This is a genomic window from Burkholderia sp. SCN-KJ, from assembly GCF_024656005.1.
Taxonomy (GTDB): domain Bacteria; phylum Pseudomonadota; class Gammaproteobacteria; order Burkholderiales; family Burkholderiaceae; genus Burkholderia.
Window position 1 is genome coordinate 67,244 of the sequence record NZ_JANKOG010000023.1, and the last position, 24,375, is coordinate 91,618.

Genomic DNA, 24,375 nt, shown 5'->3' on the forward strand with positions numbered 1-24,375 from the left:
CAGTCATCGCTATTACACCAGTCGCACGAAACACAAACGCGCGCCCGTCGAAAGCGGGGTAACGAAACTCCTCCCATATTCTCAGCAATACCCGGAAGACTACTGATCTGCTATAGAAATCCTGGACGGAAATGAGTGTTAGTGTTTCGGAGCAATTTTTCCCAATGCGATCGGGAGGTTGGCGATGAAACGCAAACAGTACTTGGTGGATCGGATCGTGGCGGCGCTCAAGCAGGCCGAGCTGCGCATGCCGGTGGCAGACCTGATCCGGCAACCGGGGATATGCGAGCAGACGTATTACCGCTGGAAGAAGCAGTACGCGGGCGTGGAATCAAACCAGGTCCGCGAACCGAACCAACTCCAAGATATCGTCATAAAAAAATCTGTCTGCCCCGAGGCGAGACGCGATGGACTACGTAGTAAGCCCTATGGATCGACGTTCAAGCGGGCCCGTCGGCTCGTGAAGCAGCCGCGCGGCGTTCAGTACTACCGGAGCATCAAGAATTCCCGTCCTGAGCTGCGCGCACGCATGCGCGAGATTGCCTACGCGCGTGTGCGTTACGTCTATCGGCGTGTTCACGTGTTGTTGTGCCGCGAAGGCTTGCAGTTGGGCAAGACCGCGCGTACCGGCCGTATTGCGAAGAGCAATTGCAGTTACGTTCGAAGTTGGCGATATCGCAATCCTACACGCAGCTTCGCCACTGCCTGAACGCTGTCATACGCATCCCACTCCAGACCCCAAGCTTCGGCGATGCGCTTCATGGGGCGTCGTCGAGAAACGGATTTTTTCGTACACTAAGGCCCCGGCTTGGCTGGTCCGTCCGCCCGCGGCGGCCTGAAGCGTCCCTTCGTGACACGGTTGTTGACGTACCAGACGTAGTCTGGCGGTCCGGTTGAGGTGGTTCCACCCGAGCGACGCAAGGTGCGTCAGCATGTTGCCGTCGAAGTTCTGTTGCTGTCGTAAGGTCGCGACCGGCCGTTCCAGATACACCGAATTCCAAATGCGTAATTGCGGCTAACCTGACGTTGGGGCCACTCGCCCGATAGCGCTGATTTTCACACGAGCAGTCTCGGATCTCCCGGCGGCGGTAGAAGAAGACCGCTCGCGCCAGCGAGTTGCGAGCCTCGCCCTTGTTCGAGCCGGTGGATACACGTCGACGCAATGCCTGGACCTGAAGCGACGCGGGCTTGCTGATCGCGTGAAGTTGAAACGGCTGCAGTAACTGATCGAGCGTCGTGTGCCGTCCGGTGCTCGGTGGCGCAGTGAGCAGATGGTATCCCTCGCGTTGTGCGCGTGTGACGAAAGGGGCACGGAGCTTTTCGAGGGCAGCAACCGGCGGCAACAGCGCATGCTGGCGCCGGAGTTAGTCGACAGCCGCCGCGAGGCCAATGCCCCGCGCGGTTTGCATCGCGAATGGTAGCGGGAACACGAGCACGTGTCCTGGATAGACCAGGTAGAGCATGAGCGTCGCGACGCGGACGCGGCTGTGATCGCCGCGGTGCTGACACACGAACGCGAAGTCTTCCTTCGACAGGGTGGCGACGCGGATAAGTTCGCTTTCGTCATCGGGAAACGCGAACAACCCGAGGCGATGTGCGGGCGTAAGCTGTAAGCAGTTCGCGGCGGGGCGCGCTTCACCTCTCCGCGCGAGGGTGCCGGTACGGCGTTTCGTGGGTGATCCCGTAATCGCGTGCGATATGCGCCTTGAGTTCAACGGCTTTGATCCAACGCCGTGGATCGGCGATCGGCGCACCGGGCATCGCCGGCGTGCGCACGTGATACGCGTCGCGTTTGCCCGCGGGCGCGATACCCTCGCGTTTCCGCTCGCGAAGCGGCGGGCTCTTAAATTCCGCGAACGCGCCCATCACTGGCGGCATCAGGTTGGTCGTCGGCGAACCTCACCAGTGAAGGTCGGGCAATCCTTCGTGAATTCGATCCGCACGCCACGCGGCGCCAATGACTGAGCAATATGTCGCAGGTCGTCCAGGTTCCACGCCGGCTGGTTCATACGGCATACGACCACCGTGTCGCCACCGCGCACGAAGATGAGAAGCGCTTGTGCTGTGGGCGCTTCGTGTCTTTGCCCGACGCTTTGTCGGTGAAGGTGCGGTCCAGCGTCACGCCGCAGAGCTCGCGCTCAGCATTCTGCTCGAACGTGCCGACCCGTACGTAACCCACGCGTCGCCCGTTGATGACCGCCTTCTGGTGAATGTGTCATGCGGAAATCTATGACGCGGGAGTGGAAGCGCCGATAAACCGCAAATTGCCCCCTAACCTGACGATGCTGACCGCCTATACCTAACTCAGGATAGGGTATAGCCCAATCGGACATTCCTTGATATGGCGTTGGCTTCTGCTACGTTTCATATGTGTATCAATAGAGGGAATCGGGAATGACAAACGCCATTGCCCCGCAACGGCGGGCCGATATCGTCAGTCCGATCACCGACAGTGCGTTGCCCAACAAGGTCCTCTTGGCCGACGCACGTCAAGCTGGCCCGGTCGGCCAGGATAAGCCGAAGCCCGACGACAGTGCTTAAATTTACTCAACTTACGGGAGACCAATTCATGAGCAACAAGCAGATGCCTCTCGTGCGACACTAACCTGAAGAACGTTGATGTAGTCATTCCGCGCAATGTGCTCATAGTCTTCACCGCCATGTCAGTGTCCGGTAAGTCGTCGCAGACGCTCGGCATGCTGTATTCAGAGGCGCAACGACTCAATTTCGAGTCCTTTGGTGGCGACAGATTGAGCGGATCGGCGCGTATGAGGTCGATTCGATCGAATGTCCATCACCCTGGTGGCGCGGCAGCAGTAGCGCGGCCCATCGGGTGCGCAGGTCGGCATCACTACATCACGAAACCCACAATGAACATCCGAAAATGGGTGCCCTATCGGAGCGCCCGTCAATGTCAGGGCAAGTCGCTCTGAGTTCAGACGGTCGCCAGTACAGCGGCCGACAAGGAGAAACAGCATGGATGCAATCAACGTTATCAAGCAGGCGAGCGGCGTCCTCGCGGTGATCGTTGCATGCAACGTATACGGCCAGACCAGCGATACCGGTGCAATGACACCAGCGCCGATGGCCGCCCCGAGCGCTTCATCGCCGAGAGCGGCAAATTTCAAGTTGGAGAAGAACGTGCGTCTCGCGCTGTCGAAAACGAAGGGCGTCAACGTATCGGGTATTATCGTGATTGCTAAGGGCGGCGCCGTGACGCTAGCGGGCAAGGTGCCAGACAGCGGACAGGCGGATCTGGCGACTCAGGCCGCGCAGAATGTCGTCGGCGTCACTTCCGTCACTAACAAGCTCAGTATTGGCGAGGAAGGCCGTTGATCCTGGGCGCGGACCGGCTCGACCCACGGTGAGATTAAAACGTGGTGCCCCTCAGGCGCCGACGCCGGTCCCGACTGGGCCCGATGGATCAAGTCCTCGAGAATGCTGACCTTGAGAGGCACCTTTTGGGGCAGGATTTCACGGGAAGCTCTCGGGAAACCGCTTCTGGAGCTTCGCGATCGTCAACATCACCGAATCCCGGGCACTCGACGATGGCGGCTGCAAGGCGCCCGGCTTTCTCCGCATCTTGGCCGCCTGCTCCCGTTCGGTATTGCTCACAAGTTGGTCGCGCAACGTCACAAGTTGTTCGAAGCCCATCCCGTCAAACCCATTGAAAAATCAGCGGAGATTGTAGCTGTCGGCGATTCGGAGTCGGCTCACACAATCCAACAGGCCTTCTGCGGATCGCCTTAACGGGGCACACCGCCATTCGAGGTGACCGGTGCCTGGAACCGACCTCACGCGTCGTATTGCATCGAGATGCGCAAGCGCATGGCGCCTTACTTGGCCTGCTCGCCGGCACGATGCGCAGCAGGCGGGATCATAGGGCGGCAACCGAAGACGATGCGGCGCAGTGGCTGAGACAAGGTCGACTGAATCGGCCACCGCCCCCGTTGCTCACTTGATGAGCTCCCACCACGAGGATCGCGCATCCGTCGTCCCATTTCCGGCGTCCGGACTTCGCATCAACTGACCGTCGCGGAAACCCCAATCACGCAGGGTCATCGCCCTTTGCCACTCTTCTGAGGGATTTGAAGGCTCGCCCGTTGCAGCGGTCGCGATAAATGTAAAGCCGTCGTCCATTACGCGGCGCTGAACTGCGTCGGATCATCGTGCGCGAAACGCACAAACCGTCCGCGGTCTCTGCGGTCGCTATCGTCAGGCGACGTTCGGCGCTCGAATCTGCGACTCGTGACGGCCAATTCGGAAGACGGTCACGGGGCGACCCGGCCGACGAATTGGTTCACGTTGACCTTACCCTTCTGGTCGACGGCGATACCGAAACTGGTGATGGCCGAAGGCTCAGAGGTTGCGTGATCGGCGGTGAATGTAATAGGGTAGTGGCATAGTCCGCGTCTGGCGGACCTGATCGAGGAATTGTCGGATGAACGAGCCGTTTTCGCCGCCACGGGCGACAGCAAAGCCAGCACTGGGGCCGCCATCGACGCCATTCTCGAGGCAGTGACGCTGTCGGTCACGCGTGGGGATTCGGTGGAGCTGGTCGGCTTTGGTTCTTTTTCAACCGGTGCGCGCGCCGAGCGGAACGGCCGCAATCCATCGACCGGCGAAACGATCACGATCCCGGCCGGCAAGACGGTCAAGTTTACTGCGGGCAAAGCCTTCAAAGATGCCGTAAACGGCTGATGGACAGCAGTTCAACGACCGAGCCAGACAAGACGATTTTCCCCGTAGTGCGGTATCACGCAAGACGAGTTCGAAGCACAGTTGAGGAGGCGCCTCGCGCCCCGACGCCCCTGGCTAACTCGATGTTGTTGCTGATGGACAAAACTTCCGTACTCGAGCCGCCGTTGTCCTATCACCCGGCCTTGGCCGACTGCCGGCATGGTCCCATTCCGGTCCGGCTCGCGTGCACTGCACTCAAATTGCGCGTGGCCCGGCGTGCGCATTCGCAAGGTGACGCGAATTCAGTATTCCCATCCGGAAGGCAGCGCGATGCCGGGCTGGAAGACGTCTGGCGCCCGCCCAGGCGTGGCGCCAACACGACAATCACCACCCGTGCCTCGTCGATCGAAATCACGAAGACGTGCGCGGGATGTTTGTAGGTTGGGCGTTCGCACGTCGAAGCAGGTCCAATCTGCGAGCCGGCTCGACGCGGCGGAGTGCGTCAACGTGGCCGCTGTCGGTTGCGCCACCGTCTAGACACTTCATCTCGACCTCGGTATACGCGCCGATGGAAGCGTCATTGCACGATCTCGTCGTCAGGAATATGCACGACGCCGCTTGCGCGAAAGCGCTCCGCAATGTTGAAGGGCACCGGTGAACCGATGGGCTTGAATCCTGCGTGACCGAGTTCGTCAACCCGGCCCGACATCGCACAGATGCCACCGACGGTCGCGGTCGCCGCGATCCAGAGTTGTTTGCGATAGGAGACGCCTCCGGCTTGCCGCCACGACTTAACGATTCGGTCGGGTCCGGGTCGCTCCAGAGCGTGGACCGTTGGCCGGACAGTGTCGGGACGTGCTGGGGATGACGGCTGATACCCACCTTGCGCCGTGCCGGCGGCTCCCAGTTCGCGCCCGCGCTCGCGGCGCACCCGTACGGGCAGCATCGTTCCTCACGCGCCCGTTGCCCGTGACGCGTAGTCAATGCTGATCTTTTCCCCGGGACTGATCGGACGCAAAGTCCGAATGAAGATCCAGCCGCCCCGACCTTCCGCGTCGCAGTTCGGCGCACACGAACGGTTGATCCAACGCAAAGAACTCCCCTGCCGCGCCATCGATCACGTGGCCGCTGCCGAGATCGAAGAAGAAGGTGTGGTCGGGATCGATCGGCAGTCTCGCCACGGCGACCTCCCAATCGACAGGCTCACCGGTGTATTCGAGGAGCATTTCAAGCGCGTCAAGCTTGGGGGCGTAAAGACCCGCGGCCATGAAACGGGGAGCGCCGTACCACGATGCGGACTGAGCGAGAGGATGAGGGACGCGTGATCATCGTATGAAGCGAATTCAGGTCGTTCCTACCTCGTTCTTGGAGCGCAGTAACGGGAGCCAAAGACGACTAGAGCGGCGGCGGAAGCATGAACGTGGCGGCCAGGGGCCACATCCCCCGACCGCTTATCCGCCCAACCCGGACCGTTACTCGCTCGCGGCTTCCGTGACGACTTTGGGCATGACAACCGCATCAGTCTTTCCAGCCGTTTTTTTTGAGGCAATCGACCGTCGACTACGCATTTTTTTGACGGGAACGCTACTCGACGGTCGCCCCTGCTTACGAGCCGCGGTTGCGCGCGCCGATTTCACGGGTTTCGATTCCGCTTTTGGGGTCTTCGACGCCGCTTTCTTCGCCGTTGCCCTCTTGGCTGCGGCTCCGTTCGGGGTGTCTTGGGTGGCGCTTTTTTTCTCGTTAGCGGCGTCAATCAGGAAGAGGGAACGGTTCTTCACGTCCTTGATCCATGCTGGAGCGCGGCCCCGACCACTCCACGTTTCGCCAGTCTTCGGATTAAGATATTTGGCCGGCACGACACGCTTCGACTGATCGGCGGCGGCCGCCTTTTTTACCCCCGCGGCCGTGCCCGCTCTTCGGCCACGCCTCCGACCGACGAAGCTCTCAACGTCCGCGACCGTCAATCCATGCTTTTCCATCAATTCGCGGATTTTTTCCAGGCCGGCCGAGGCCTGCTTCGCGACCATAGTCTCGGCTTGCTTTTGCAGTTTCGCGATCTTCGACTGAATGACTTCCAACGTCACCATTGCTACCTCCCTATCGGAATTTTTCTTGGCTCGTCGCGCTTCTGCCGACCGCGATATGACTCGCGTCGGTGCGCGTGCGAAAGCGAAGAATACACACAGCATAGATTATTTCGCAATACAAGCATACTCAGATGCGTTTGCCGCTACAAAAACATCGACAGCGTTTGACTATTTCATGAAAAACAGCCCCCAAAACATCTCTCCGACACGATACGGACGTGTTTGAGAAGCACTTCTGGTTTTAAAGTCAACGGCGCGCGTCGCCCGGAGCATGGGTGAGTTCTCCGCGTTTGCACCGCAACTGCCCACTCGCGAACGAGCACGCTGAGCGTACGATACCCCTTCTCCCAATCTATTCGCTCCTACGATCGCGCTTCCCATTGGGTGTATACGTGGAAGCGTCGGTTGCCGCTATCGAGCCAAATTAGCTTGCACCAGCGCCGAAAAACGCTTGCGTTCGCCGTGGTGGCGATTTCCGAGGCGCGAATTTCGAAGAGTCGCACGGAATGGCCGCTGGGGATGTCGTATCGCGGATATGGAGATGTTCGGCACCATATCGGCTGAGTGTTGATCCCAAGCGTCAAATGTCGGGACCCGAGACGAACGCGCACGTACCGAACGTCATTGCTCCGGCAAGCGGTGGGTCGTAGGGATGGACTCGCAATTCTTCATCGTGTGGGACCGCCATCCGGGCCGAAAGTACCAATCAGGTGAATTGCACGGGGAGTCTCAGGGTGAATTGCACGGGGAGTCTCAGGGCGAATCACCTGCGGAATCTCGGACTTTCACCTCGACTTGACGCGTAAGGCCGCGAGATGATCTTCTATACACGGTTGCTGCTGCATACGGCGGCGTGGCGGTGTTCGCAACGGCTGCTTCCGAAACCGCCATCTCTGGGGGGATCGTGACGGGCTGCATGAGTAAGGAGGAGGTTGCCATATTAACGCACGATCGCTCTGGCAAGCTTTCGCTAGGTGTGTCGATTTCGCGAAGAACCGGCAACAATCTCTACCTTGCACTCTGGAGTTGAGCTTGGACCCGCGCACATCAATCATAGGTTGGTTTCCGGTGACGGGCCGTACAAGACACTATGGGATACCAAATGGGTGACGCTTTGCCGGAACGCAGTGGACATGCGAACGCTGATACCTTACGTTGCTGCAACCGGATCACCCTGTTGAACTCCTCCAAGGGCGGCATTTACGCCCCATGGAGCTACCGACGAGTCAAATTCCGACATTACCTCGTTTATAGTGAACAACTCAGAACGATCGCATGGAGCCCTATTTTGTGAGTCAAGCCCGCGGGCGATATGCGGGATCTCCGGGCAGCAGTCAACGGCAACCTCGCCACGTAAAATAATCCCCGTCCAACCGGTGGGGGGAACCGTATGTAAAGACGCCTCCTTGAGATTCCAGCTCGACCGCCTCCGTTTTTAATACACGATCGTTTCAGTTTCTGGTCGATGCGGTCGATGCGGTCGATGCGGTCGATGCGGTCGATGCGGTCGATGCGGTCGATGCAGAGAATATCGCGATAGCACTTGAATTGAACATGACGCGAGTGGCCGAGCTAATGAAGGGCGAGAGGTTCACGCCCGAGACCGTCTTTCACATGGAATCCACGCTTGGGTTGCCGCATGGCTTTTTTGCCCCGCAAGTCCTGCGCTCGCAGCCGAGACCATCGCTCATTTGAAGTCATCACTCGATTTTTTTCAAACGGATGACGGACCAGGCGTAGAGTCTGAAGCACTTAAGCCGGCCGCCGCTCCGAACGTCGATCAACAACTATTTCTTAAAGTTGGTTTTTCCGAGGAAGCGAAAATGCCAAATAAAGCAGCTGGGAGGGCACCCAGAGCCGTCAAGAACAGTCGGCACGAAATCGCCGAACAGCCTAAACCCGATGCGCCGCTAAAGCTTCGCCGTCGAAATACAAGAGGTCTCCCAGAGCGCACGAATAGCAATCGCTGGCATTAAGCGTCAGCGCCGAGGTAGAAAACACTCGACGCGCTAACCTCCACGTTCTCACCAGTCGCAACGGATCGAAAGCAAGACTTGGTGTGGTCATGGCGACGAGTGGATCCAACATGACCCGTCGGCTACATGGCAAGAAACGCATGGACAGTGTCGAAGTAAACTGATTCACGGCGCGACTTGGATTGCCAGATGGCTGGTTGGACACCCCGCGCTCCGAAGCTGAAATTTCGGAGTCGGTGTGGCGTATGCTTACGCCCGCGTTGCGCGGTCGCGTATTCTCTCAACACCAAACGCCGCTTGCGGTCACAGCAAACGACGACCCGCGAAGGAGGCTCGCCGATGAGAATGCGGACGCGGTGCATGCGCGGGCGGGCGTCCTGGGAGATTCCAAACGCCCCTCAGCTGTTTCAGCGGATGTCGCAGGTGAGAAAGAGACGAGCATCGTCAGCCCGCAAGATCATGTAAATGATTTCCTAGTCAACGTTGCCGGCCGCACGTTTGAAGAAAGTGATGGCGAGGCCCAGGCAGCCACACCAGCAAAGGTTGAGTCGTTCCCCGTCTCGGCAAAACCTCAGCGAAACCCGGCACCGCTCTCGTTCGCTTCGGTGACCAGTCTGGATGATCTTCATGGTATTGAACCGATAGCGGAAGCGTTGCTTGCGACGCTAGCAGCTAAAGCACGGACGGGTCGATTGGACGAATTGAAAGCTCTGGAACTTTTGCGCCAAGCGGTCCTCTTGAGAGTCTGTGGGAGGCCTACCCTTGATTTCTGAACGTCGTGTGCCAAGAACGTCAGCGTCAAACCTTTCCACCAATGCCCACCTTGGCGGGCGTTACCCACTGAGCTTGTGGAGGTTTGAAGCCTGTTCCCGCAAGCCGACTTCAGCGCTCGTCCCTCATCTTTGGAAAAGCATCGCAGGTGTCGGTCATTTGATACTTACGTTCTCGGAACACGACGTGCCAAAGTCAAGGGAGCCCCGTTGGCCACGCCAAGTCGCCGGCCCCGCACCTCAGCGGCGGACGTTCCCTGTCAGGCGCTGCTAGAGTATCGGCCTGGCCGAAGGTCAGCGAGCCGAGCGGTACGATCGAATTTCGCAACTGGACTTCTGTAACCGCTCAATTCAGCACACCTGAGAAGTCGGTTGTTATTCGCCTCGCTGCAATGAGGCGATCAACGCGCGCGACACGTTACCCCTGCGCGAATGACACGCGCATACGATCTGAGTAAGCACCGCTTCCATGCGCCGCAAATCGGCGAGCTTCTCCCGAATGTCACACCGCTTGCGCTCCGCCAGGATGCTCGTCTCATTGCAACGGGTCCTATTTTCCAGTTTCAGCAGGTCCCCGATTTCGTCGAGGTTGAGCCCGAACCGCCGCGCCGATCTGACAAACGATACCCGCGTGACGTCGCCTGAGCCGTAGCGGCGAATGCTGCCGTATGGCTTCTCCGGCTCGAGCAGGACGCCGTTGCGCTGATAGAACAGGAGTGTCCCGACATTGACGCCCGCCGCCTTCGCGAAGGCCCCAATGGTCAGGCTTTCGCTACCATTTTCTATACCGCTTGACGCCGTACTTAGGTACGAAAGTAACGTTACGCTACTGATTGGAAAAACGGAAGATCAAGCGTATGGCGAAACCACCGACAGGGCGTGGCGCACTCGCCGCCGGGGGACTGGCCTCGATCCTCGAGTCGACCCTCTGCCTCCGGCCGTTGGTGCTCGTCGCGCTGGGTGTCCGCGGCGCCCGGATCGGTAACCTCACCTTGCTCGACTCCTGGCGGCCGGGTCTTAGCGTTGCGGCGCTGGTGGTATTTTTTTTTCGCCGGACGGCGCATCCTCTGGCCCGCCGCGGTGTGCGAGGCCGGCGAGGTCTGCGCGGTGCCGCAGGTGCACGCCCCCTACAAGCTCGTGTTCTGGATCGTCGTCGCGCTGATGCTGGTGGCGTTTGGTTTCCCCGACGTGCTCCCGATGTTTTATTGACCCGGAGTCCATCATGAAAATGCAAGTTTCAACGCGAGCCAAAAAGCTGCTTGGTGCACTCGCGCTCGTCGCGGACCCGGTTTGGGCCGCTACCCGGACGGTTACGCTGTCGGTGCCCAGCATGACGTGCACCGCCTGCCCGATTACGGTCAAACACGCGCCGTCCAAGGTCGCCGGCGTCGAAAAGGCGGATGTCCGCTTCGAGCAAAGGGAGGTGATCGTGACATTCGACGACACCAAGGCCAATGTCCAGACATTAACGCGGGCTACGGCTGACGCGGGCTATCCGTCTTCGGACAAGCCCCGACCTCGTATAAGTATCTGTCATGTCGTTCATCATGCGCGCGGCCGATACGGCCGGACTGCTCGGAAGCATCGTGTCTTCGATGGGCTCTGCGAGCTGCTTTCCTGCGATCACCGGTGTGGAGGCAGCCATTGGTCTCGGCTTTCTGAGCCAGTATGAAGGTCTGTTCATTCGCATCCTGCTGTCGGCATTTGCCGGTGTTGCGCTTTTCGCCAATGCGATCCGGTGGCTGAGTCATCGACAGTAGCGCCCTATCGCGCTCGGCTTGATCGGCCCGGCATATGTGCTGGGCGCAGTCTTTGTGATGCGGGCCTATGAGCTGCGCAGCGGCTGGCTACTCTATTCCGGTCGCGTTCTTATGCTGGCGACGTCGAGCTGGGACCTGACCGCCCCGGCCCACCGCGTTTGCTCCACCGATACGCGCGTGGCGCAACCATGGCCTCTGCGCTGAACGCCGCCGAAAACGGCGCGCCGGTCGCTGATTGAGCGCGGCGCCCTTGGGGGCATCTGCGTCGATGTAGGGTGCGTGCCCTCGAAGTCATGGTCCGTGCCGCCCACATCGTGCATCTTCGGCAGTCGAGTCCCTTTGATGTCGGGGTCAGCGCTGTGGCGCCGGTGATCGATCGCGCCCGCTCGCCCAGCAGCAGGCACGCGTTGACGAACTGCGCCGCAACAAGTATGACGGTATCCTGGCGTCGAACCCGAGCATTACCACCACGCACGGCGAGGCGCGTTTCGCAGACGACCATACCCCCGCCGTCGCGCTGGTCGCCGGCTGAGAGCGCACAATACCGTTCGATCGCTGCCTGATCGCTACAGCAGCAACGGCTACTGTGCTGCCGGTTCCGGGCTTGAAGGACACGCCGTACCGGATCTCGATCGAAGCACTGACGAGCGACACGATTCTCGCGCGGCTGGCTGTGGTCGGCTCGTCAGTGGTCGCTGTCGAACTGGCGCAGGCAGTCGCGTCACGATCTTGGTCCAACACACTCTGCTCTAGCAGGAGGACCTCGCGATCGGCGAAGCGGTAATGGCCGCCTTCCTTGCTGAAGGCATCGAGGTGTTGACGCAGACCGAGGCGAGACTGGTGTCGCACGCCGATGACGGATTCGTCCTCAGCACGAACCACGACTAAGTGCGGGCCGACCAGTTGCCCGTGGCAACCGGCCGCTCGCCGCAGACTGGCAGTCTGAACCTCACGAGCGCCGGTGTGCAGCGCGACGAGCGTCGTGCCACCGCGGTCGACGCTGGTATGCGAAGGAGCGCACCGGATACCGATACCGCCGGCGAGTGTACCAATCACAGTTTGTCTATGTCGCGGCGGCCGCAGGTACACGCGCGGCGACCAACATGACCGGGGCCGATGCGCGCCTCGACTTCGATGCGACGCCGGCGGTCGTCTTCACCGAACCGCAGGTCGCCACTGTCGGCTATAGCGACGCGCAGGCGAATCAGGCGGGCATTAAGACCGACAGTCGCACGCTGACGCTCAACAACGTGCCGCGCAGGCTGGTGAACTTAAATACGCTCGGTTTCATCAAGCTGGTGACGGAAGTCCGCAGCGGCCGTCTGATTTGCGTGCACGCTGCGGCGCCCGACGCGGGGGAGCTCGTCAAGACGGCCTCGATCACGATCCGCACACGGATGACTCTGTCGGACTCCGCCAACCAATTGTTCCCGGACTTGACGATGGTCGAGAGGCTCAAGCTCGCCGCGTAGACCTTCTCGACGGACGTGAAGAAGCTTTCGCGCTTTCCCGGATAACCCTCAGGCGACTATGATGAACCATGCGCGCTACATAGCCGAACTCGTCGATCGCCTAACGATGGTCAACCAGTCGGAAGTCTTTTCAGATCTTTTTGGTGTACCGCTGCGTGACCTCAGCAACGGGGCACCCGTTTCTCCCGCGGCGCTCGCCTCAGCCCCGGGCTGGCCGATCGAGCCGGTGATCGTTGGACTCGAACAGTCGGCCAACACCGCGTAGGACGAGGACGGCGACATCATTGGTTACGGCTTGACGTCGCTCGAAACCGACCGTGTCTTCCAAGTCGATGGTCGGCGCCTGTACACGTGGTGCGCCTTCGATACCTTGTCCTTCCCGACGTTGATCGGTCGATCGGCTCGCGTGACCTCACGATGCGCCGTGACCACGTGGTCGGGATCTGTGGACCTACCGACACTACACGGCCTTTCGAGCGCGCGAATCGAAAACTCTCTAGTCTTTCAGACCGGCGGCACCGAGTCAGCGGGTGGAACGCTATGCCCCAGGATTGTTGCTGTTGTGAGAACGATGACCATCAGCACGGCCTCAACCTCCAGGAGCAGGACGAAGGCAACGAGGCTGCCACGGTGGCCTGCGCGTATCGACTGCAGGTAGACGAAGCGATTGATGGCCCCAATGAAGGTTATGCAGATCACTGTCAATGTCTTAACAGCTAACAACATGCCCCAAAGACTCGTGCTCATCGACGATAACGAGTTGCCGAGCCCGCGATGCGCGTCATAACCCCCGGTCACAACTACAACCAGGAACATGAGCGTGGCGACTTTCGACAACCGATCCGTGTGTGGGCTCACATCGGATGGTGAGGAACTAAACGCTTGGCGTAACGGCCACGCAGCAGTGATGACGACACCAGCCCAACCGGCAGTTGCCATCAGATGTGCTGTATGCACGATTTCCGCAATCGAGAACTCGCGTGCGTCGGCTGCATGAGTCATTGCAGCGTGGGCGAAGCCGGCGATGGCGAGTGTGACCAAGATTGCTGTGTCGGCTTTCCTCCTTGCGATCATCCACCGCGAGACGATCAGAGCGAGCCCCCCAGCTGCCGACCCGGTGACCCACATCAGACCATAATGCGAATGAGTCAACAAGAGTGGAATCGCAGCCCCGACCTCCGTGAGCGGCCTACCAGACATTGAACTCGCTTGAAGCGGTAAAGCGAGCCACTGTGCTGCCAACCAGGCGAGCAGCGCTGTCCTGACGACAGTCCGGCGTTGCGCTCCTGCAGACGTAAGAAGCGTCGCCCCGACTGAAAACGCGAACGCGATGTCCCCCGCGGCAGCGACGACAATTTGAGCGATGACAACGACGTTCATTGCTTGCCACATGCTCACATCACGTTGAATGTATAGTCGCCATGCGTGCGGTGCGCGTCATCCGATACAGCTACCCAGTGCACCCTATAACGGCCTGCCGTAAGCTCCGGCAGGCGTACGAAAATGTTAGCCGGGTGTCGCGGGTCGACGCTAGCACTGGCCGCATTCACCTGCTTTCCCGCGGCGTTCGTTACGAGAACCGAGCTGAACGCGGGCTCCAACGGACCGGCGAATCTGATGCTCACTTGCGTCGGAGATCGGACTGTCGCGCCGGCGCCCGGTTCCTCCTGTATAGGAAACACATGAGCATTTGTCACTCCTGGAAAGGCAATGGCGACGCCTAAAACTCCAAGATATGTCGCCGGCAACAGCTTTGGGATACTAAATTTAGTCATGATTGCCTTCGTCTTACATCGTAAATCGCGCGACGTAACTGCCCTCCAGGTACACAACAAATGCCGTACCAGCCCGTTGGCGAACGCTTAGCTCACGACGGCAACTACGCCTCTCATTTGCGGATGGTACGTGCAATGATAAGCATGCTCGCCCGGCTTGGTCATTACAAGGCGACTTGCTGCCTCGCCCTTCAGCAAGCCGGTGTTCCAGCTATCGTTGTCCGCTGTCGCCGTATGCGGAGCTAGATCCCGGTTGACCCATTCGACGACGTCGCCAACGCGCACTTCAACGCGTGATGGCTCAAAGGCAAAGCTCTTGATCTCAATCCGATGGATCGACGGTGCGGCGGTTCGGGCACGAAGCGGTGGGGCGCACGCCCCAACCGCCAGTGCCAGCATGAATTGGCGTCTGCTCAGCATTTCATCTCTCCGGTGCCGAACGTGATCTACTTCAACGCGCTGACCATGTGACCCGCATGCTCTTCGTGAACGCGGAACGTGACGAGCGCCTGACTCAGGAAAGCCTTGAGGTCCGGATTCTGGACGGTCGGAATCCAGGTTTCGCCGACGATCTTGTTTACCGTATGGTGGTAAGACAGTTCGTTCGCAGCGTAGGCGCGGTCGAACGCCGCGCCGTCGAGGGCGTTCAGTTCAGCTTTCTTCGCCTTGGCGCCCGCGATCAAGGCCTGGCTGAACGCATTATCCTGGGGTTGAACCTTCAGCTTGGTGAGCAGCGCGGATGCCCCGTCGTTCACCGCGGTGTGGTCGCGGATCATCAGTTCGGCGAAGCGGTGAACCTCGGGGTTCTTCGTCTTTGCGAGGGCGATCTTCGCATAATCGATATCGATGACATCCGCCGTGTACGCGGCGTGCGCGACCTCGAGGTCATTCAGCCCAGTTTGGGCATGAGCGAAACCAGTGACCGACATCAGAGTGACGGCGGCCAGCAGTGAAGTCTTGATGTTGAACATTTTGCAGTCATCCTAGTTTAATATGGCTAAAGGAATTCACGGCCCGATCGAACATGGAATCCTCCAAGAATCGATGGCCCGAGTGACCATGGTAGCTACGGTCAGGTTCCATGTGGTCTCGACTTGGTTCCAATTCGTCCAATGGTTAAACATCCCCTTGCAAGTCATCAGGTACTCGATCGTTTTCTGGCCGCGCTTGACATCGGCGTGGCCAACTTCACGCTCTGCGACATACGAGATGGCTGGAGTGTGCGTTTTGACGCGTGCACAACGGCCAGTCTTCACTATTGCATGGGAGGATGTGGCACGTTGCAGGTGCAAGACGGGGAGCGAATTTTGCTGAGATCACACAGCTTCGTGCTGTTACCACCTGGCGTCGCCTACCGAATCGAAAGCGCCAATTCGTCGCCGTCACAGAGGGTGGACCGCGCACGGCTCAGTGCCTGGTCTTCGCGCGAGACAGTCCCGACAGTCAGGGTTGGCGAAGGCATCGAGGGAATCGAAACGGCATGCGGCGAATTGAATTTTGATGCCGGCACCGGTGCAGATCCGTTCAGAACACTGCGTCGCCCGTTGGTCACACGATTTGATGGACCGTCAGGTTTGCGGGACCAGTTCGTCATGCTGTTGGCAGAATGCGCTCGTCCCGGACTCGGTTCAAGGGCCCTGGTGGAGGCGCTACTCAAGCAGTGCCTGGTCATGGTGCTTCGGCGCCAGATCGACAGTGGAGACGCCGAACTACCCTGGACGGCCGGCGTCGCCGATCAACAGCTTGCTCGTGCGCTTGAGGTGATTTTCGAACGTCCTGCATCGCCCTTGTCAGTACAGAGACTGGCTGACATCGCCGGGATGAGTCGATCGGCGTTTGCCGCCCGGTTCGAAAGAGCTTTTGGGCAACCACCGATGGCCATGCTGAAGGTCGTGCGGCTTCGCAAGGCGGGCGAGTTACTGGCCACCACAACCATGCCGGTTTCCGAAGTGGCCCGGTCAGTTGGGTTCTCGAGCCGGAGCAACTTCTCTCAGGCTTTCCACAAACTACACGGAGTCGATCCAACGGCCTTCCGGAGCCGGTCAAAGTCGGAAAATGGCCTGAGCGTCGCGAGGCGCCGGGCGAATGACATTTGACGGTGGATCGCAAATCGCCTCGACGAGTCGGGACATTCATCCTTGACGCTGAGGTCACTCGCTTCGACGAACAATTAAGTACTTGAGTACCATACGGGCGGTTTTTGCTTCGCTTGATGTGATGACGCGGATTGTCCTCGACTGCAGGGCGGATCCTCTCTCACGACCGTGACGTTTCTCTGCGCTGAGCAATGCACAGCTGGGGTCATGTATTTGCACGGTATGGTAATCGCGTCTCGACAGCGTTGGGCTGCATAACACGCGCGACTATCGGATCTACTGAAAAGGGGTGATATCACCGGAAGGTGCTGGTTACGTTCTCCTTTGCGAGAGCACCGTTCGCGTCAACCGCCCAGCATTACCCCTTTCAGACTTCTGCACCAACAAATAGTCTTCTCCGATACGAATGGGAAGTACTGCCCAGCACGGTACTGAATAGCTGGCGGATCCATCTGGGCGTACGTCGCATTCGCGTCACGATCACACGGTGTCGTTCCGCGCGAATGCAACCCAACACATGCGGCAGGCAACGCGGAAGCGAGCTCTTATGCCATAAATTGCAACCGAGCAAGCTCCTCCTCTCGTCAAGCAGACTATCGCTACACATTATGATGCGCCTCGGAAGAACAATGGGTCATTACTGACTGTCGTTTTTATCATCTCAGCGCTAATGTATTTTCCTACCCGTCATACAGCGTGTTCACGGCATTTTTGAGCCTGTGCCTCTCATGGTGGTGACTATTTTCACCTCGCATTTCAGCCGAAGAAGGCGAGAGATCACGCTGAATGGAAGTACCTGGAACCCCTCCGGGCCATGAGGTATGTTGCGTGCGTGTTTATTGGCGTCTTCGCTAGCACTGCCACTTGGATGATTGCTAAGCCGTAGCCAAAACAGTTACCTTCATCAATCCGTCGCCAACCGAGTCACCTTGTCGACTAGCTTCACGCCTTCCGATTACCCATCGTATATCGCGATCCGCCGGATGAATGCGCATCCAACAACGCGAATGAAGCTTTTTGAAATGTTCGTTAGCTATAGATACTGGTCGACGCTCTCGCTACCGGCACCCGACCGTCTACGATGGAATCGATAATGATTCGTCGCCCGCACAGTATCGTGTAGCCGATGGCATCGAGGGCCAAGCCGATACGTCCGTCGTAGCGTCTTCAAGCGGGACGCACATCTGCACGGCCCATCGGTCAGTTTGTCAGAATGGTCCTGAGTGTCCCGATCGTATGCGGTTGCGAGTACCAGAAGCCCTGTGCTTCATCGCATCCAAGTTTGCGCAACCGGTCGGCCTGCTCGACCGTTTCGACGCCCTCGGCCGTCACGCGCATTTTTAGTGCATGTGCCATTACGATGATTGCGCTAACGAGTTCCGAACTTCCCGCGTCGTCAGGTAGCCCCGCGATGAACGAACGATCGATCTTGACCCGGTTGATCGGGAAGCGGGTCAGGTAGGACAGGCTCGAATACCCAGTTCCGAAATCGTCGACCGCGACCTCGACGCCAAGTTCACGGATCGCACGAATCGTTTGCAGCGCGCGTTGCGTGTCGGTGAACAGCACCCCTTCGGTGATCTCGATCTCGAGGCACTGAGGTGCGAGTCCGCTGCGACGAAGCGCGGCCTGGATGATCTCGAGGAGATTGCCACGCTTGAACTGCTGCGGCGATACATTCACGCACACGCGTATCAAATGCGGGACGACGCGACGTAGCTCGCAGAATTCCTGGCACGCGGTGTGGATCACCCATTCACCGATCTTGTCGATCATTCCACACTGCTCCGCAATCGGGATGAACTCGTCTGGACTGATCTCGCCGTGAGACGGATGTTTCCAGCGTATCAGCGCCTCGATTTGCGCGACGTGCCCGGTCTCTACCGTCACTTGGGGCTGGTACGTCAGCCAGCACTGCCGTCGCTCGAGCGCGTAGGCGAGCATCGACTCGAGCTCGAATCGCCGCGCCGCACGCACGTCGAGCGCACAGGAGAAATGTACGACACCGTTCGCCTCCGCGTCGCGCGCAGACGACAGCGCGACCTCCGCACGGCGCATCAGTGTGCCGACATCCTCACCGTCGTCGGGATACGTTACGATACCCCCGTGAACGGCTACGCGAAGACGCGCACCGGAGAACTCAACCGGCTCGCATGCATGCGAAACGACCATGTCAATCAATTTCTCCGATGCCTCATCACTAAGCAGCGCGAGTTTCCACTCGCCGATACTTGTGAGTGCGTGCGCGCGCGGGATGCGCGACCGCAATCGTTCGCCGATCACCTTCACGATCATTTCGACGCCAGGCTGCCCAAATACATTGCGGATCGTTTCAAGCCCGGACAGCGCGAACATCAAGACGCTGAAACGTTCACGAACAGCATGCGCATGCGCAATGCGTAGGTCGAGCCGATCGGCGAACAGTCTGCGGTTCGGTAACTGCATCGAATCCGCGAAATTCGACGCGTACCACCGTTGGTAGTCCGAGATCTGCTCGTGCCCGCATTCGACCAGGATACCGACGTATTCGACCATTGAGTGTGCGTGGAAGGTGTGCTCTTCACCCGCGGTCGCGGCGGCCCCCGGCGGAGGCGCACCATTAAGCTGCGATATGTCGACCTGCACGAGACGTAATGCGTCCAACCGCCCGCTTACGAACCAACGACTGCGATTCAATTGCACGACGTGCGCATTACAGGACACACCGCCCGTCGAGACAAGTAGCTCCTGGATCTTCGAGCGATCGACATGCATTGCAGCCGGATAACCGGTCAGCGCTTCGAACGCACGATTGACCCATCTCAGCATCCCGTCGGCGTCACAGAGAAACATCGGATGCGCAGCCTGGAACGCCGCCTGTTCGAAACGCAACGCACACGCCTGCGCGTCGGACGAACGCGGTTCGCCGCTCGTATTGTCACTTGGGGACCAAGCGTTGGCCAGATTAGCTCGGGACATTTCCTCGCTCATTGGATTAGGCTTCGGTCATCGCTCTTCGATGACAAAGAAAGGCCGGTCAGCAATGACTGGCGTGTGGCAAGTCGCGATAATTTTCGTCCAACCGCAAGATCAGGCACGCCCGCCAAATCCAGGGATCATAGGTGATTTAGCCGGTGCACCACGTATCGCCTGCCGACACGATGTCGTTATCTTGGGCACCGCGCATCGAGTGGATGGTTCATTCGTTGCGCATATGCTCTTCTACTCAGTTCGTGGCTCCGTTGCACTGTTCGCGGAGCTAAGTCAGTTGGTGACCACTGCATGACAGGTTCATCGGCCGACAGTGTCAATGGAGTCGTGCGTATTCCGGTGAACGCAACGGCCTATTCCACCGCAACGTGACCGTTGTGAAGGGGCCGGTGTTACGCGGTTCAAATTGTAGGAGATGCGGTCACGATGAGCCGATCTTTTCTTCCTTTGATCACGATTTTCGACACGTTACTGCGTAACGCCTCAAACGTAGAAGCACTTGCCCCATCCCGGCGTGTCTAGTTCGAGTGTCTCGATCACGCGGTCGTTTTCGATCATGATGGGGTCTTCGATCAATTGCGATTTCGTTTGTACGTAACGGCGTGTCATCCGGGCAGGCCGAGAAAGGCACTCGCGCTGATCGATGTAGCTTTCAGCAGAGCGAAGTCGGCTCGTCGCCGCTCCCGCGCATCGGGCATCGCGGTTTCGAAAGCGTGCGGCGACCGGGAGATCGCGAGTCTGAGCTCGCGGAGCAACCGGAGAATCTGGTTCATCAACGTGCTGCTCTCGCGTAGCAGGATGACGCGTATACGGTGCTCCGGTTCGATACCCAACAGCTTGATCGGTTTGGCGGTCATGAAGCGCATGGTTGGATCGGCTCGCGGCCTCGACGATCGCCTCGACATCGGCGCGGTCGTTCTTGTTCATCTTGACGAACGGTACGACGTAATGCGCTTATCACCCCACCTTCGATGCCCGGCGCCTGGCGCCGCCGGGCCCGTTGGTGGCGCCGCGGCGCGCCTCCATGATCACCATTGACGGCTTGAGCGTACGAACGAATTCGAGCAGCGCGCGGCGCGAGACCTTCACCCGATGGGCAGTTCGATCGCCACGATCGGCACTATGTAGCTGAAACACCTGTTTCGTGAGATCAATACCGAGCATGTCGATTTCCATGATGAACCTCCGGACATCCGGCGAAGCCCGTCAGTGCGCTTCGAAGAGGGGCGTCGGATCCACCTCAATAAAATCCGGCGGTTTCGTGATAAGAGCCGGCAACACTAGTCTTCCGCGAAGCGGGAGCAAATGACGGCGGCGTCGAGCTTGAATAGCAGGAAATGAATATCGAGCCGCCACTCGAAAGGGACTCACGGCTTGGCAAATCCGGCAAACCACGACTGCGTGCGCTCCACCACCCATCCGTAAAGCCCGAGTCGGTATTCGCTGTCGATGCCTTTTCAGGCGATTTGTGCCATGATGTCGCGTCGGCGCGAATCATTTCGGCATCGACGGCAGTCGTAATCCTTGCCACCGTGCAGTTTGTCCGGACACTTGCGTGGTCGCCCTCCGAGGGTCAGCACGGCCGGAATGGCATTCACTGTCGAATCGAAAGCCGTCGAATCATCACGATTTGCTTCTTTCATGGTAATCGCCGACGGAGCACCTTGCGCATCGACGATAACGTGACGCTAGCGGCCCAGCTTACCTCGGTCGATAAGGTTCGGGCCAGTTTCCTGGGGCCCCGGGGGCTACGCGCACTCGCACCGTCGATGCTTGCGCGCTTCCGATCGATTTGGTCATGTTCGGGCAGGCAGCGCAGGCTGGCCAGTTGCAACTTCTCCCACACGCCCTCCGCCTGCCAATCGCGCAACTGTACGCGCCACTTCTGTAGCCGAGCTCTTGAGGCAAATCCTCCCAAGAAACACACGTTTGCAGCGCATTCATAATACCGTTCAACGCAGCACAGCCGTCAACGGACCGACATCGACCTTCCCGGGCGAATGCTCAAATCCTGGAATCAACGGTCCGAGAGCCGTCCACAACACGTTGCGGATTTTTGTTCTTGCCATGCGCAGCACGATACAAGCGACCGCGCGCCGTGTCCGGTTGCGTTCGCGGCTCGAAGTCAAGCTGCGGCGGATTCGTTGCGAATTCCGTATATGCTTCGTATTGCGCGCAGACATTTTATAACCCGCTGCGACCGCCCCTTGCGTGAATACGTATTCACAATATACTGGTCTCACTGATCTCCGCTATGTCACGAGGTGATAGTGAAACCACACGGCCCGAAGCGAACCGTCACGAGCCACGATATCGCCCGTCGCGCCGGCGTTTCGCAGCCGACGGTTTCACGCGTGCTCACAGGTAATGATCGCGTAAATCCCGAGGCGCGCAGCCGAGTACTCGCAGCGGCCCGCGAACTCAAATATCGGCCCAATGGCAATGCCCGCGCCATGCGCACCAGCCGAACCGGCAACGTCGGCGTCGTGGTCTCCCGGTTGACAAACCCCTTGTATCCGGAAATGCTGGAAGCGATCGGGCAACACCTGACCTCGCACTCGCTGCGCATGGTCATGTGGAGTACAGATGAACTCGATGAACGCATTGCGATAGACGCGATGTACGAAAGCCTTGTCGACGGCGTCATCATGACGACGGCGACCGATGCAAGTTCGCGTCTGTACGAAACCCTGCAGCTGAACGCTCCAGTGGTGCTTATCAACAGATCGGTGGAACGCTGGCCCTGCGATCAGGTCACGAGCGACAACTGCGAAGGCGGCGCGCTCGTCGCGCACCATTTCGTCGAAGCCGGGCGACAGCGTATCGGCCTGATGGGCGGCCCTGCCGCGGCGTCGACGATTCGCGAGCGACAGAGCGGTTTTAGGCTGCGGCTCGACAGCATGGGCGCTACCCTGCCGCCCACGCACTGCATCGACGTCAAGACCTTCTCCTACCAGCAAGGTTTTGCTGCGGCGAAGGAACTGCTTGGACGGGCACGGCAACGGCTGGACGCCGTGTTCTGCGTCAACGACATCCTGGCGATCGGCGCGATGGACGCGGCCCGTTCGCTCGGTCTGTCGATTCCCGGCGATTTGTGGGTTGTTGGCTACGACGACATCGAACAGGCCTCGTGGGAATCGTTCAATCTGACCACTGTACGCCAGCCACTCGGAGCGATGGCGGACCAGACCATCAGATTCCTGCTGGACCGCATGGCCGGACACGAAGGCGTCCCGCGTCGTCGAAGCCTCCCCAACGAACTGATCGTGCGAGCCTCAACCTCTTCATGACAAACATCGGCCGCACCGAGGAAGCCATCACGCGGTAGGAGAGCGCGGACACGATCCGCGATGTGGAGCGTATCTGTTTCAATAGAAATCGTCTTAATTTTTAATTTGGCATCCTAATCATGAATGAGAAACTTGATCAAGATCGGCGCCGACAACCGCCACATGATTTTCTGTCTGAACCTGCTCGCAGTATCCCCGTTCGTTATCGCCCGGACGTATTGGTGGTCGGCGGCGGACCGGCCGGCATCGCCGCCGCCACGGCGGCCGCTCGCGCCGGAGCGTCCGTCCTGCTCGCCGAGCGCAACGGCTATCTCGGCGGAGCGCTGACGATGGTGACGCTCGGCAGCATCTGCGGGCTGTACACGGTATCACCACAGCGCCTGACGCCGATTGTCCGCGGTATCGGCGCTGAAATCGTCGAACGCCTGCAGGCATATGGCGGCACCAGCGGGCCGATGCGCTGGCTGGAAACCGCATCGCTTCCATATGATCCGAGCGCCTTCAAGCTAGTTGCGGACGACTTGATAGCCGAATCGGGCGCCGAGCTCGCATTCCATTGCAGCGCGGTAGCGGCTGTCAAGGAGGGCGCACGGGTGACGGGTGTGATATTCGAAGGTGTTGACGGCAGGTGGGCCTGCAAGGCAGCGTCGATCATCGACTGCACCGGTGATGGGACGGTCGCGGCGCTCGCCGGCGCTGACTTCGAACACGACGTTGTCCGTGGTCAGGCGCCCACGACGATGTTCCGCCTCGGCGGCGTCGATCTCGATCGCGCCAGACAGATCTCGCGTGCCGAACTGCACGCCTGTCTCGAGCGAGCAGTGGCTAGCGGCTTGAGCTTGCCTCGCACCGCTGGCGGAGCGTTCAGCAACCAGCCGCAAGCGATGCATCTGAACATTACGCGCATCCTGCGCGACGGCGTTCCGCCAAATTCCCTGGATACTCGCGAGATCAGCGCCGCAGAAGTCGAAGGACGGCGGCAGTTGCGCACCTATCTGCGCGCTTTTCGCGCGTTCGTGCCCGGCTACGAAAAATCCTTCATCGCCGACATCGGCGCGTCGATCGGGGTGCGTGAAAGCCGTCGAGTGACGGGCGACTACCGGCTCACTCTCGACGATGTACTGCATGAGGGCCGCTTCCCTGATGCCATCGCCTGCAGCGCTTGGCCGGTGGAAGATCATGGCGCGGGGCGCGGCACGCGCTGGGTTTTTCTTGCTCCGGACACCTACTACCAGATCCCGCTTCGCATCATGTTGCCCGAGGCCCTCGAGGGCCTGCTGGTGGCGGGTCGCTGTGCGTCAGCCTCGCACGACGCGCACGCGTCGATGCGGGTCGCCGGCGTGTGTTTCGCTATGGGCGAAGCCGCCGGTGTAGTTGCCGCTCACGCGGCGTCCGGAGGAACCTCGATGCGCGACGTTGAATTTGCCAGCGTGCGCGCCGATTTGCTTCGCCGGGGAGCGTTCCTCGGCGAAGACCGCTTTACTCAGCCAGCCTGATTA

Annotated in this window: 21 protein-coding genes and 9 pseudogenes; 14 read left to right on the forward strand and 16 right to left on the reverse strand. The window is 59.5% G+C overall.

The window, feature by feature from the left end; translation table 11 throughout:
- Positions 1-184 precede the first annotated feature (184 nt).
- Positions 185-669: pseudogene (locus tag NQV17_RS29755) on the forward strand (transposase); the annotation flags it as partial.
- 89 nt (positions 670-758) lie between these two features.
- Here the strand turns inward: NQV17_RS29755 and NQV17_RS38140 are convergent.
- The 3 genes and pseudogenes from NQV17_RS38140 to NQV17_RS29775 form a co-directional block, all read right to left on the reverse strand.
- On the reverse strand, positions 759-1,343 hold the full coding sequence (locus tag NQV17_RS38140; protein ID WP_374692772.1) for a Tn3 family transposase: 585 nt from the start codon (positions 1,341-1,343) through the stop codon (positions 759-761).
- A 21-nt stretch (positions 1,344-1,364) separates the two neighbouring features.
- Entirely contained in the window at positions 1,365-1,754 is a 390-nt protein-coding gene (locus NQV17_RS29770) for a DUF4158 domain-containing protein (RefSeq protein ID WP_257775023.1), read from the reverse strand.
- A pseudogene (locus NQV17_RS29775) lies at positions 1,636-2,194 on the reverse strand (recombinase family protein). The gene NQV17_RS29770 and the pseudogene NQV17_RS29775 overlap by 119 nt, the downstream one beginning before the upstream one ends.
- Before the next feature lie 200 nt (positions 2,195-2,394).
- Here NQV17_RS29775 and NQV17_RS29780 point away from each other — a divergent pair.
- Together NQV17_RS29780 and NQV17_RS29785 are read left to right on the forward strand one after the other, a co-directional pair.
- Positions 2,395-2,541: a hypothetical protein gene (locus NQV17_RS29780; protein ID WP_257775024.1), complete on the forward strand. Its 147-nt coding sequence runs from the start codon at positions 2,395-2,397 to the stop codon at positions 2,539-2,541.
- A gap of 435 nt (positions 2,542-2,976) precedes the next feature.
- On the forward strand, positions 2,977-3,336 hold the full coding sequence (locus NQV17_RS29785) for a BON domain-containing protein (RefSeq protein ID WP_257775025.1): 360 nt from the start codon (positions 2,977-2,979) through the stop codon (positions 3,334-3,336).
- Positions 3,337-3,407: 71 nt separating this feature from the next.
- Here NQV17_RS29785 and NQV17_RS29790 read toward each other — a convergent pair.
- A pseudogene (locus NQV17_RS29790) lies at positions 3,408-3,654 on the reverse strand (ProQ/FINO family protein); the annotation flags it as partial.
- 768 nt (positions 3,655-4,422) lie between these two features.
- Between NQV17_RS29790 and NQV17_RS29795 the strand changes: the two are divergent.
- Complete coding sequence (locus tag NQV17_RS29795; RefSeq protein WP_374692775.1) at positions 4,423-4,701, forward strand: HU family DNA-binding protein; 279 nt, start codon at positions 4,423-4,425, stop codon at positions 4,699-4,701.
- 556 nt (positions 4,702-5,257) lie between these two features.
- Here the strand turns inward: NQV17_RS29795 and NQV17_RS29800 are convergent.
- The 3 genes from NQV17_RS29800 to NQV17_RS29810 all read right to left on the reverse strand — a co-directional run bounded on the left by NQV17_RS29800 (position 5,258) and on the right by NQV17_RS29810 (position 6,767).
- Positions 5,258-5,626: a DUF3331 domain-containing protein gene (locus NQV17_RS29800; RefSeq protein ID WP_257775027.1), complete on the reverse strand. Its 369-nt coding sequence runs from the start codon at positions 5,624-5,626 to the stop codon at positions 5,258-5,260.
- A 6-nt stretch (positions 5,627-5,632) separates the two neighbouring features.
- On the reverse strand, positions 5,633-5,794 hold the full coding sequence (locus NQV17_RS38145; RefSeq protein WP_374692773.1) for an SET domain-containing protein-lysine N-methyltransferase: 162 nt from the start codon (positions 5,792-5,794) through the stop codon (positions 5,633-5,635).
- A 358-nt stretch (positions 5,795-6,152) separates the two neighbouring features.
- Entirely contained in the window at positions 6,153-6,767 is a 615-nt protein-coding gene (locus NQV17_RS29810) for an H-NS histone family protein (RefSeq protein ID WP_257775029.1), read from the reverse strand.
- A gap of 2,221 nt (positions 6,768-8,988) precedes the next feature.
- Between NQV17_RS29810 and NQV17_RS29815 the strand changes: the two genes are divergently transcribed.
- Positions 8,989-9,516 (forward strand): hypothetical protein, encoded by a 528-nt coding sequence (locus NQV17_RS29815; protein WP_257775030.1) that lies wholly within the window; start codon positions 8,989-8,991, stop codon positions 9,514-9,516.
- A 372-nt stretch (positions 9,517-9,888) separates the two neighbouring features.
- On the opposite strand, the gene NQV17_RS29820 is transcribed toward NQV17_RS29815, so the two are convergent.
- Positions 9,889-10,299, reverse strand: coding sequence for a MerR family DNA-binding protein (locus NQV17_RS29820; protein WP_257775065.1), 411 nt, complete (start codon positions 10,297-10,299; stop codon positions 9,889-9,891).
- A 71-nt stretch (positions 10,300-10,370) separates the two neighbouring features.
- On the opposite strand from NQV17_RS29820, the pseudogene NQV17_RS29825 reads away from it, so the two are divergent.
- The 6 genes and pseudogenes from NQV17_RS29825 to merB all read left to right on the forward strand — a co-directional run.
- A pseudogene (locus tag NQV17_RS29825) lies at positions 10,371-10,722 on the forward strand (mercuric ion transporter MerT).
- Positions 10,723-10,741: 19 nt separating this feature from the next.
- Positions 10,742-11,023: pseudogene (gene merP, locus NQV17_RS29830) on the forward strand (mercury resistance system periplasmic binding protein MerP); the annotation flags it as partial.
- 25 nt (positions 11,024-11,048) lie between these two features.
- Positions 11,049-11,477 (forward strand): annotated as a pseudogene (merC, locus tag NQV17_RS29835) (organomercurial transporter MerC).
- Positions 11,462-12,745: pseudogene (locus tag NQV17_RS29840) on the forward strand (mercury(II) reductase). Before merC ends, NQV17_RS29840 begins: the two co-directional pseudogenes overlap by 16 nt.
- Before the next feature lie 58 nt (positions 12,746-12,803).
- The gene (locus tag NQV17_RS29845; protein WP_257775031.1) at positions 12,804-13,010 is read left to right on the forward strand and encodes a hypothetical protein; all 207 of its coding nucleotides are present in this window, start codon (positions 12,804-12,806) and stop codon (positions 13,008-13,010) included.
- A gap of 30 nt (positions 13,011-13,040) precedes the next feature.
- Positions 13,041-13,172, forward strand: a pseudogene (gene merB, locus NQV17_RS38150) (organomercurial lyase); the annotation flags it as partial.
- 77 nt (positions 13,173-13,249) lie between these two features.
- Here merB and NQV17_RS29850 read toward each other — a convergent pair.
- The 4 genes from NQV17_RS29850 to NQV17_RS29865 form a co-directional block, all read right to left on the reverse strand.
- Positions 13,250-14,137: a copper resistance D family protein gene (locus NQV17_RS29850; RefSeq protein ID WP_257775032.1), complete on the reverse strand. Its 888-nt coding sequence runs from the start codon at positions 14,135-14,137 to the stop codon at positions 13,250-13,252.
- Between the two features lie 2 nt (positions 14,138-14,139).
- Positions 14,140-14,520: a copper resistance protein CopC gene (locus tag NQV17_RS29855; protein ID WP_308237279.1), complete on the reverse strand. Its 381-nt coding sequence runs from the start codon at positions 14,518-14,520 to the stop codon at positions 14,140-14,142.
- A gap of 87 nt (positions 14,521-14,607) precedes the next feature.
- Entirely contained in the window at positions 14,608-14,940 is a 333-nt protein-coding gene (locus NQV17_RS29860; protein WP_257775033.1) for a cupredoxin family copper-binding protein, read from the reverse strand.
- 26 nt (positions 14,941-14,966) lie between these two features.
- Positions 14,967-15,491 carry a DUF4142 domain-containing protein gene (locus NQV17_RS29865; RefSeq protein WP_257775034.1) on the reverse strand — a complete coding sequence of 175 codons (525 nt, stop codon included), beginning with the start codon at positions 15,489-15,491 and terminating at the stop codon, positions 14,967-14,969.
- Between the two features lie 141 nt (positions 15,492-15,632).
- On the opposite strand from NQV17_RS29865, the gene NQV17_RS29870 reads away from it, so the two are divergent.
- The gene (locus tag NQV17_RS29870; protein ID WP_257775035.1) at positions 15,633-16,616 is read left to right on the forward strand and encodes an AraC family transcriptional regulator; all 984 of its coding nucleotides are present in this window, start codon (positions 15,633-15,635) and stop codon (positions 16,614-16,616) included.
- 1,200 nt (positions 16,617-17,816) lie between these two features.
- Here the strand turns inward: NQV17_RS29870 and NQV17_RS29875 are convergent.
- The 4 genes and pseudogenes from NQV17_RS29875 to NQV17_RS38155 all read right to left on the reverse strand — a co-directional run bounded on the left by NQV17_RS29875 (position 17,817) and on the right by NQV17_RS38155 (position 21,655).
- Entirely contained in the window at positions 17,817-19,586 is a 1,770-nt protein-coding gene (locus NQV17_RS29875) for a bifunctional diguanylate cyclase/phosphodiesterase (protein ID WP_257775036.1), read from the reverse strand.
- A gap of 605 nt (positions 19,587-20,191) precedes the next feature.
- Entirely contained in the window at positions 20,192-20,452 is a 261-nt protein-coding gene (locus NQV17_RS29880) for a hypothetical protein (protein ID WP_257775037.1), read from the reverse strand.
- Between the two features lie 91 nt (positions 20,453-20,543).
- Positions 20,544-20,762, reverse strand: a complete 219-nt coding sequence (locus NQV17_RS29885) for a hypothetical protein (protein WP_257775038.1) — start codon at positions 20,760-20,762, stop codon at positions 20,544-20,546.
- A 104-nt stretch (positions 20,763-20,866) separates the two neighbouring features.
- Positions 20,867-21,655 (reverse strand): annotated as a pseudogene (locus NQV17_RS38155) (IS5 family transposase).
- A gap of 201 nt (positions 21,656-21,856) precedes the next feature.
- On the opposite strand from NQV17_RS38155, the gene NQV17_RS29895 reads away from it, so the two are divergent.
- Together NQV17_RS29895 and NQV17_RS29900 are read left to right on the forward strand one after the other, a co-directional pair.
- Positions 21,857-22,876 carry a LacI family DNA-binding transcriptional regulator gene (locus NQV17_RS29895; protein WP_257775040.1) on the forward strand — a complete coding sequence of 340 codons (1,020 nt, stop codon included), beginning with the start codon at positions 21,857-21,859 and terminating at the stop codon, positions 22,874-22,876.
- Positions 22,877-22,995: 119 nt separating this feature from the next.
- The gene (locus NQV17_RS29900) at positions 22,996-24,372 is read left to right on the forward strand and encodes an FAD-dependent oxidoreductase (protein WP_257775041.1); all 1,377 of its coding nucleotides are present in this window, start codon (positions 22,996-22,998) and stop codon (positions 24,370-24,372) included.
- Positions 24,373-24,375 lie beyond the last annotated feature (3 nt).

Coding starts and splice junctions, on each gene's coding strand:
- NQV17_RS29780 (WP_257775024.1), top strand. CDS start 2,395: ATGACAAACGCCATTGCCCCGCAACGGCGGGCCGATATCGTCAGTCCG.
- NQV17_RS29785 (WP_257775025.1), top strand. CDS start 2,977: ATGGATGCAATCAACGTTATCAAGCAGGCGAGCGGCGTCCTCGCGGTG.
- NQV17_RS29800 (WP_257775027.1), bottom strand. CDS start 5,626: ATGCTGCCCGTACGGGTGCGCCGCGAGCGCGGGCGCGAACTGGGAGCC.
- NQV17_RS38145 (WP_374692773.1), bottom strand. CDS start 5,794: ATGGCGCGGCAGGGGAGTTCTTTGCGTTGGATCAACCGTTCGTGTGCG.
- NQV17_RS29810 (WP_257775029.1), bottom strand. CDS start 6,767: ATGGTGACGTTGGAAGTCATTCAGTCGAAGATCGCGAAACTGCAAAAG.
- NQV17_RS29815 (WP_257775030.1), top strand. CDS start 8,989: ATGCTTACGCCCGCGTTGCGCGGTCGCGTATTCTCTCAACACCAAACG.
- NQV17_RS29845 (WP_257775031.1), top strand. CDS start 12,804: ATGATGAACCATGCGCGCTACATAGCCGAACTCGTCGATCGCCTAACG.
- NQV17_RS29850 (WP_257775032.1), bottom strand. CDS start 14,137: ATGTGGCAAGCAATGAACGTCGTTGTCATCGCTCAAATTGTCGTCGCT.
- NQV17_RS29855 (WP_308237279.1), bottom strand. CDS start 14,520: ATGACTAAATTTAGTATCCCAAAGCTGTTGCCGGCGACATATCTTGGA.
- NQV17_RS29860 (WP_257775033.1), bottom strand. CDS start 14,940: ATGCTGAGCAGACGCCAATTCATGCTGGCACTGGCGGTTGGGGCGTGC.
- NQV17_RS29865 (WP_257775034.1), bottom strand. CDS start 15,491: ATGTTCAACATCAAGACTTCACTGCTGGCCGCCGTCACTCTGATGTCG.
- NQV17_RS29870 (WP_257775035.1), top strand. CDS start 15,633: ATGGTTAAACATCCCCTTGCAAGTCATCAGGTACTCGATCGTTTTCTG.
- NQV17_RS29875 (WP_257775036.1), bottom strand. CDS start 19,586: ATGAGCGAGGAAATGTCCCGAGCTAATCTGGCCAACGCTTGGTCCCCA.
- NQV17_RS29880 (WP_257775037.1), bottom strand. CDS start 20,452: ATGCGCTTCATGACCGCCAAACCGATCAAGCTGTTGGGTATCGAACCG.
- NQV17_RS29885 (WP_257775038.1), bottom strand. CDS start 20,762: ATGGAAATCGACATGCTCGGTATTGATCTCACGAAACAGGTGTTTCAG.
- NQV17_RS29900 (WP_257775041.1), top strand. CDS start 22,996: ATGAATGAGAAACTTGATCAAGATCGGCGCCGACAACCGCCACATGAT.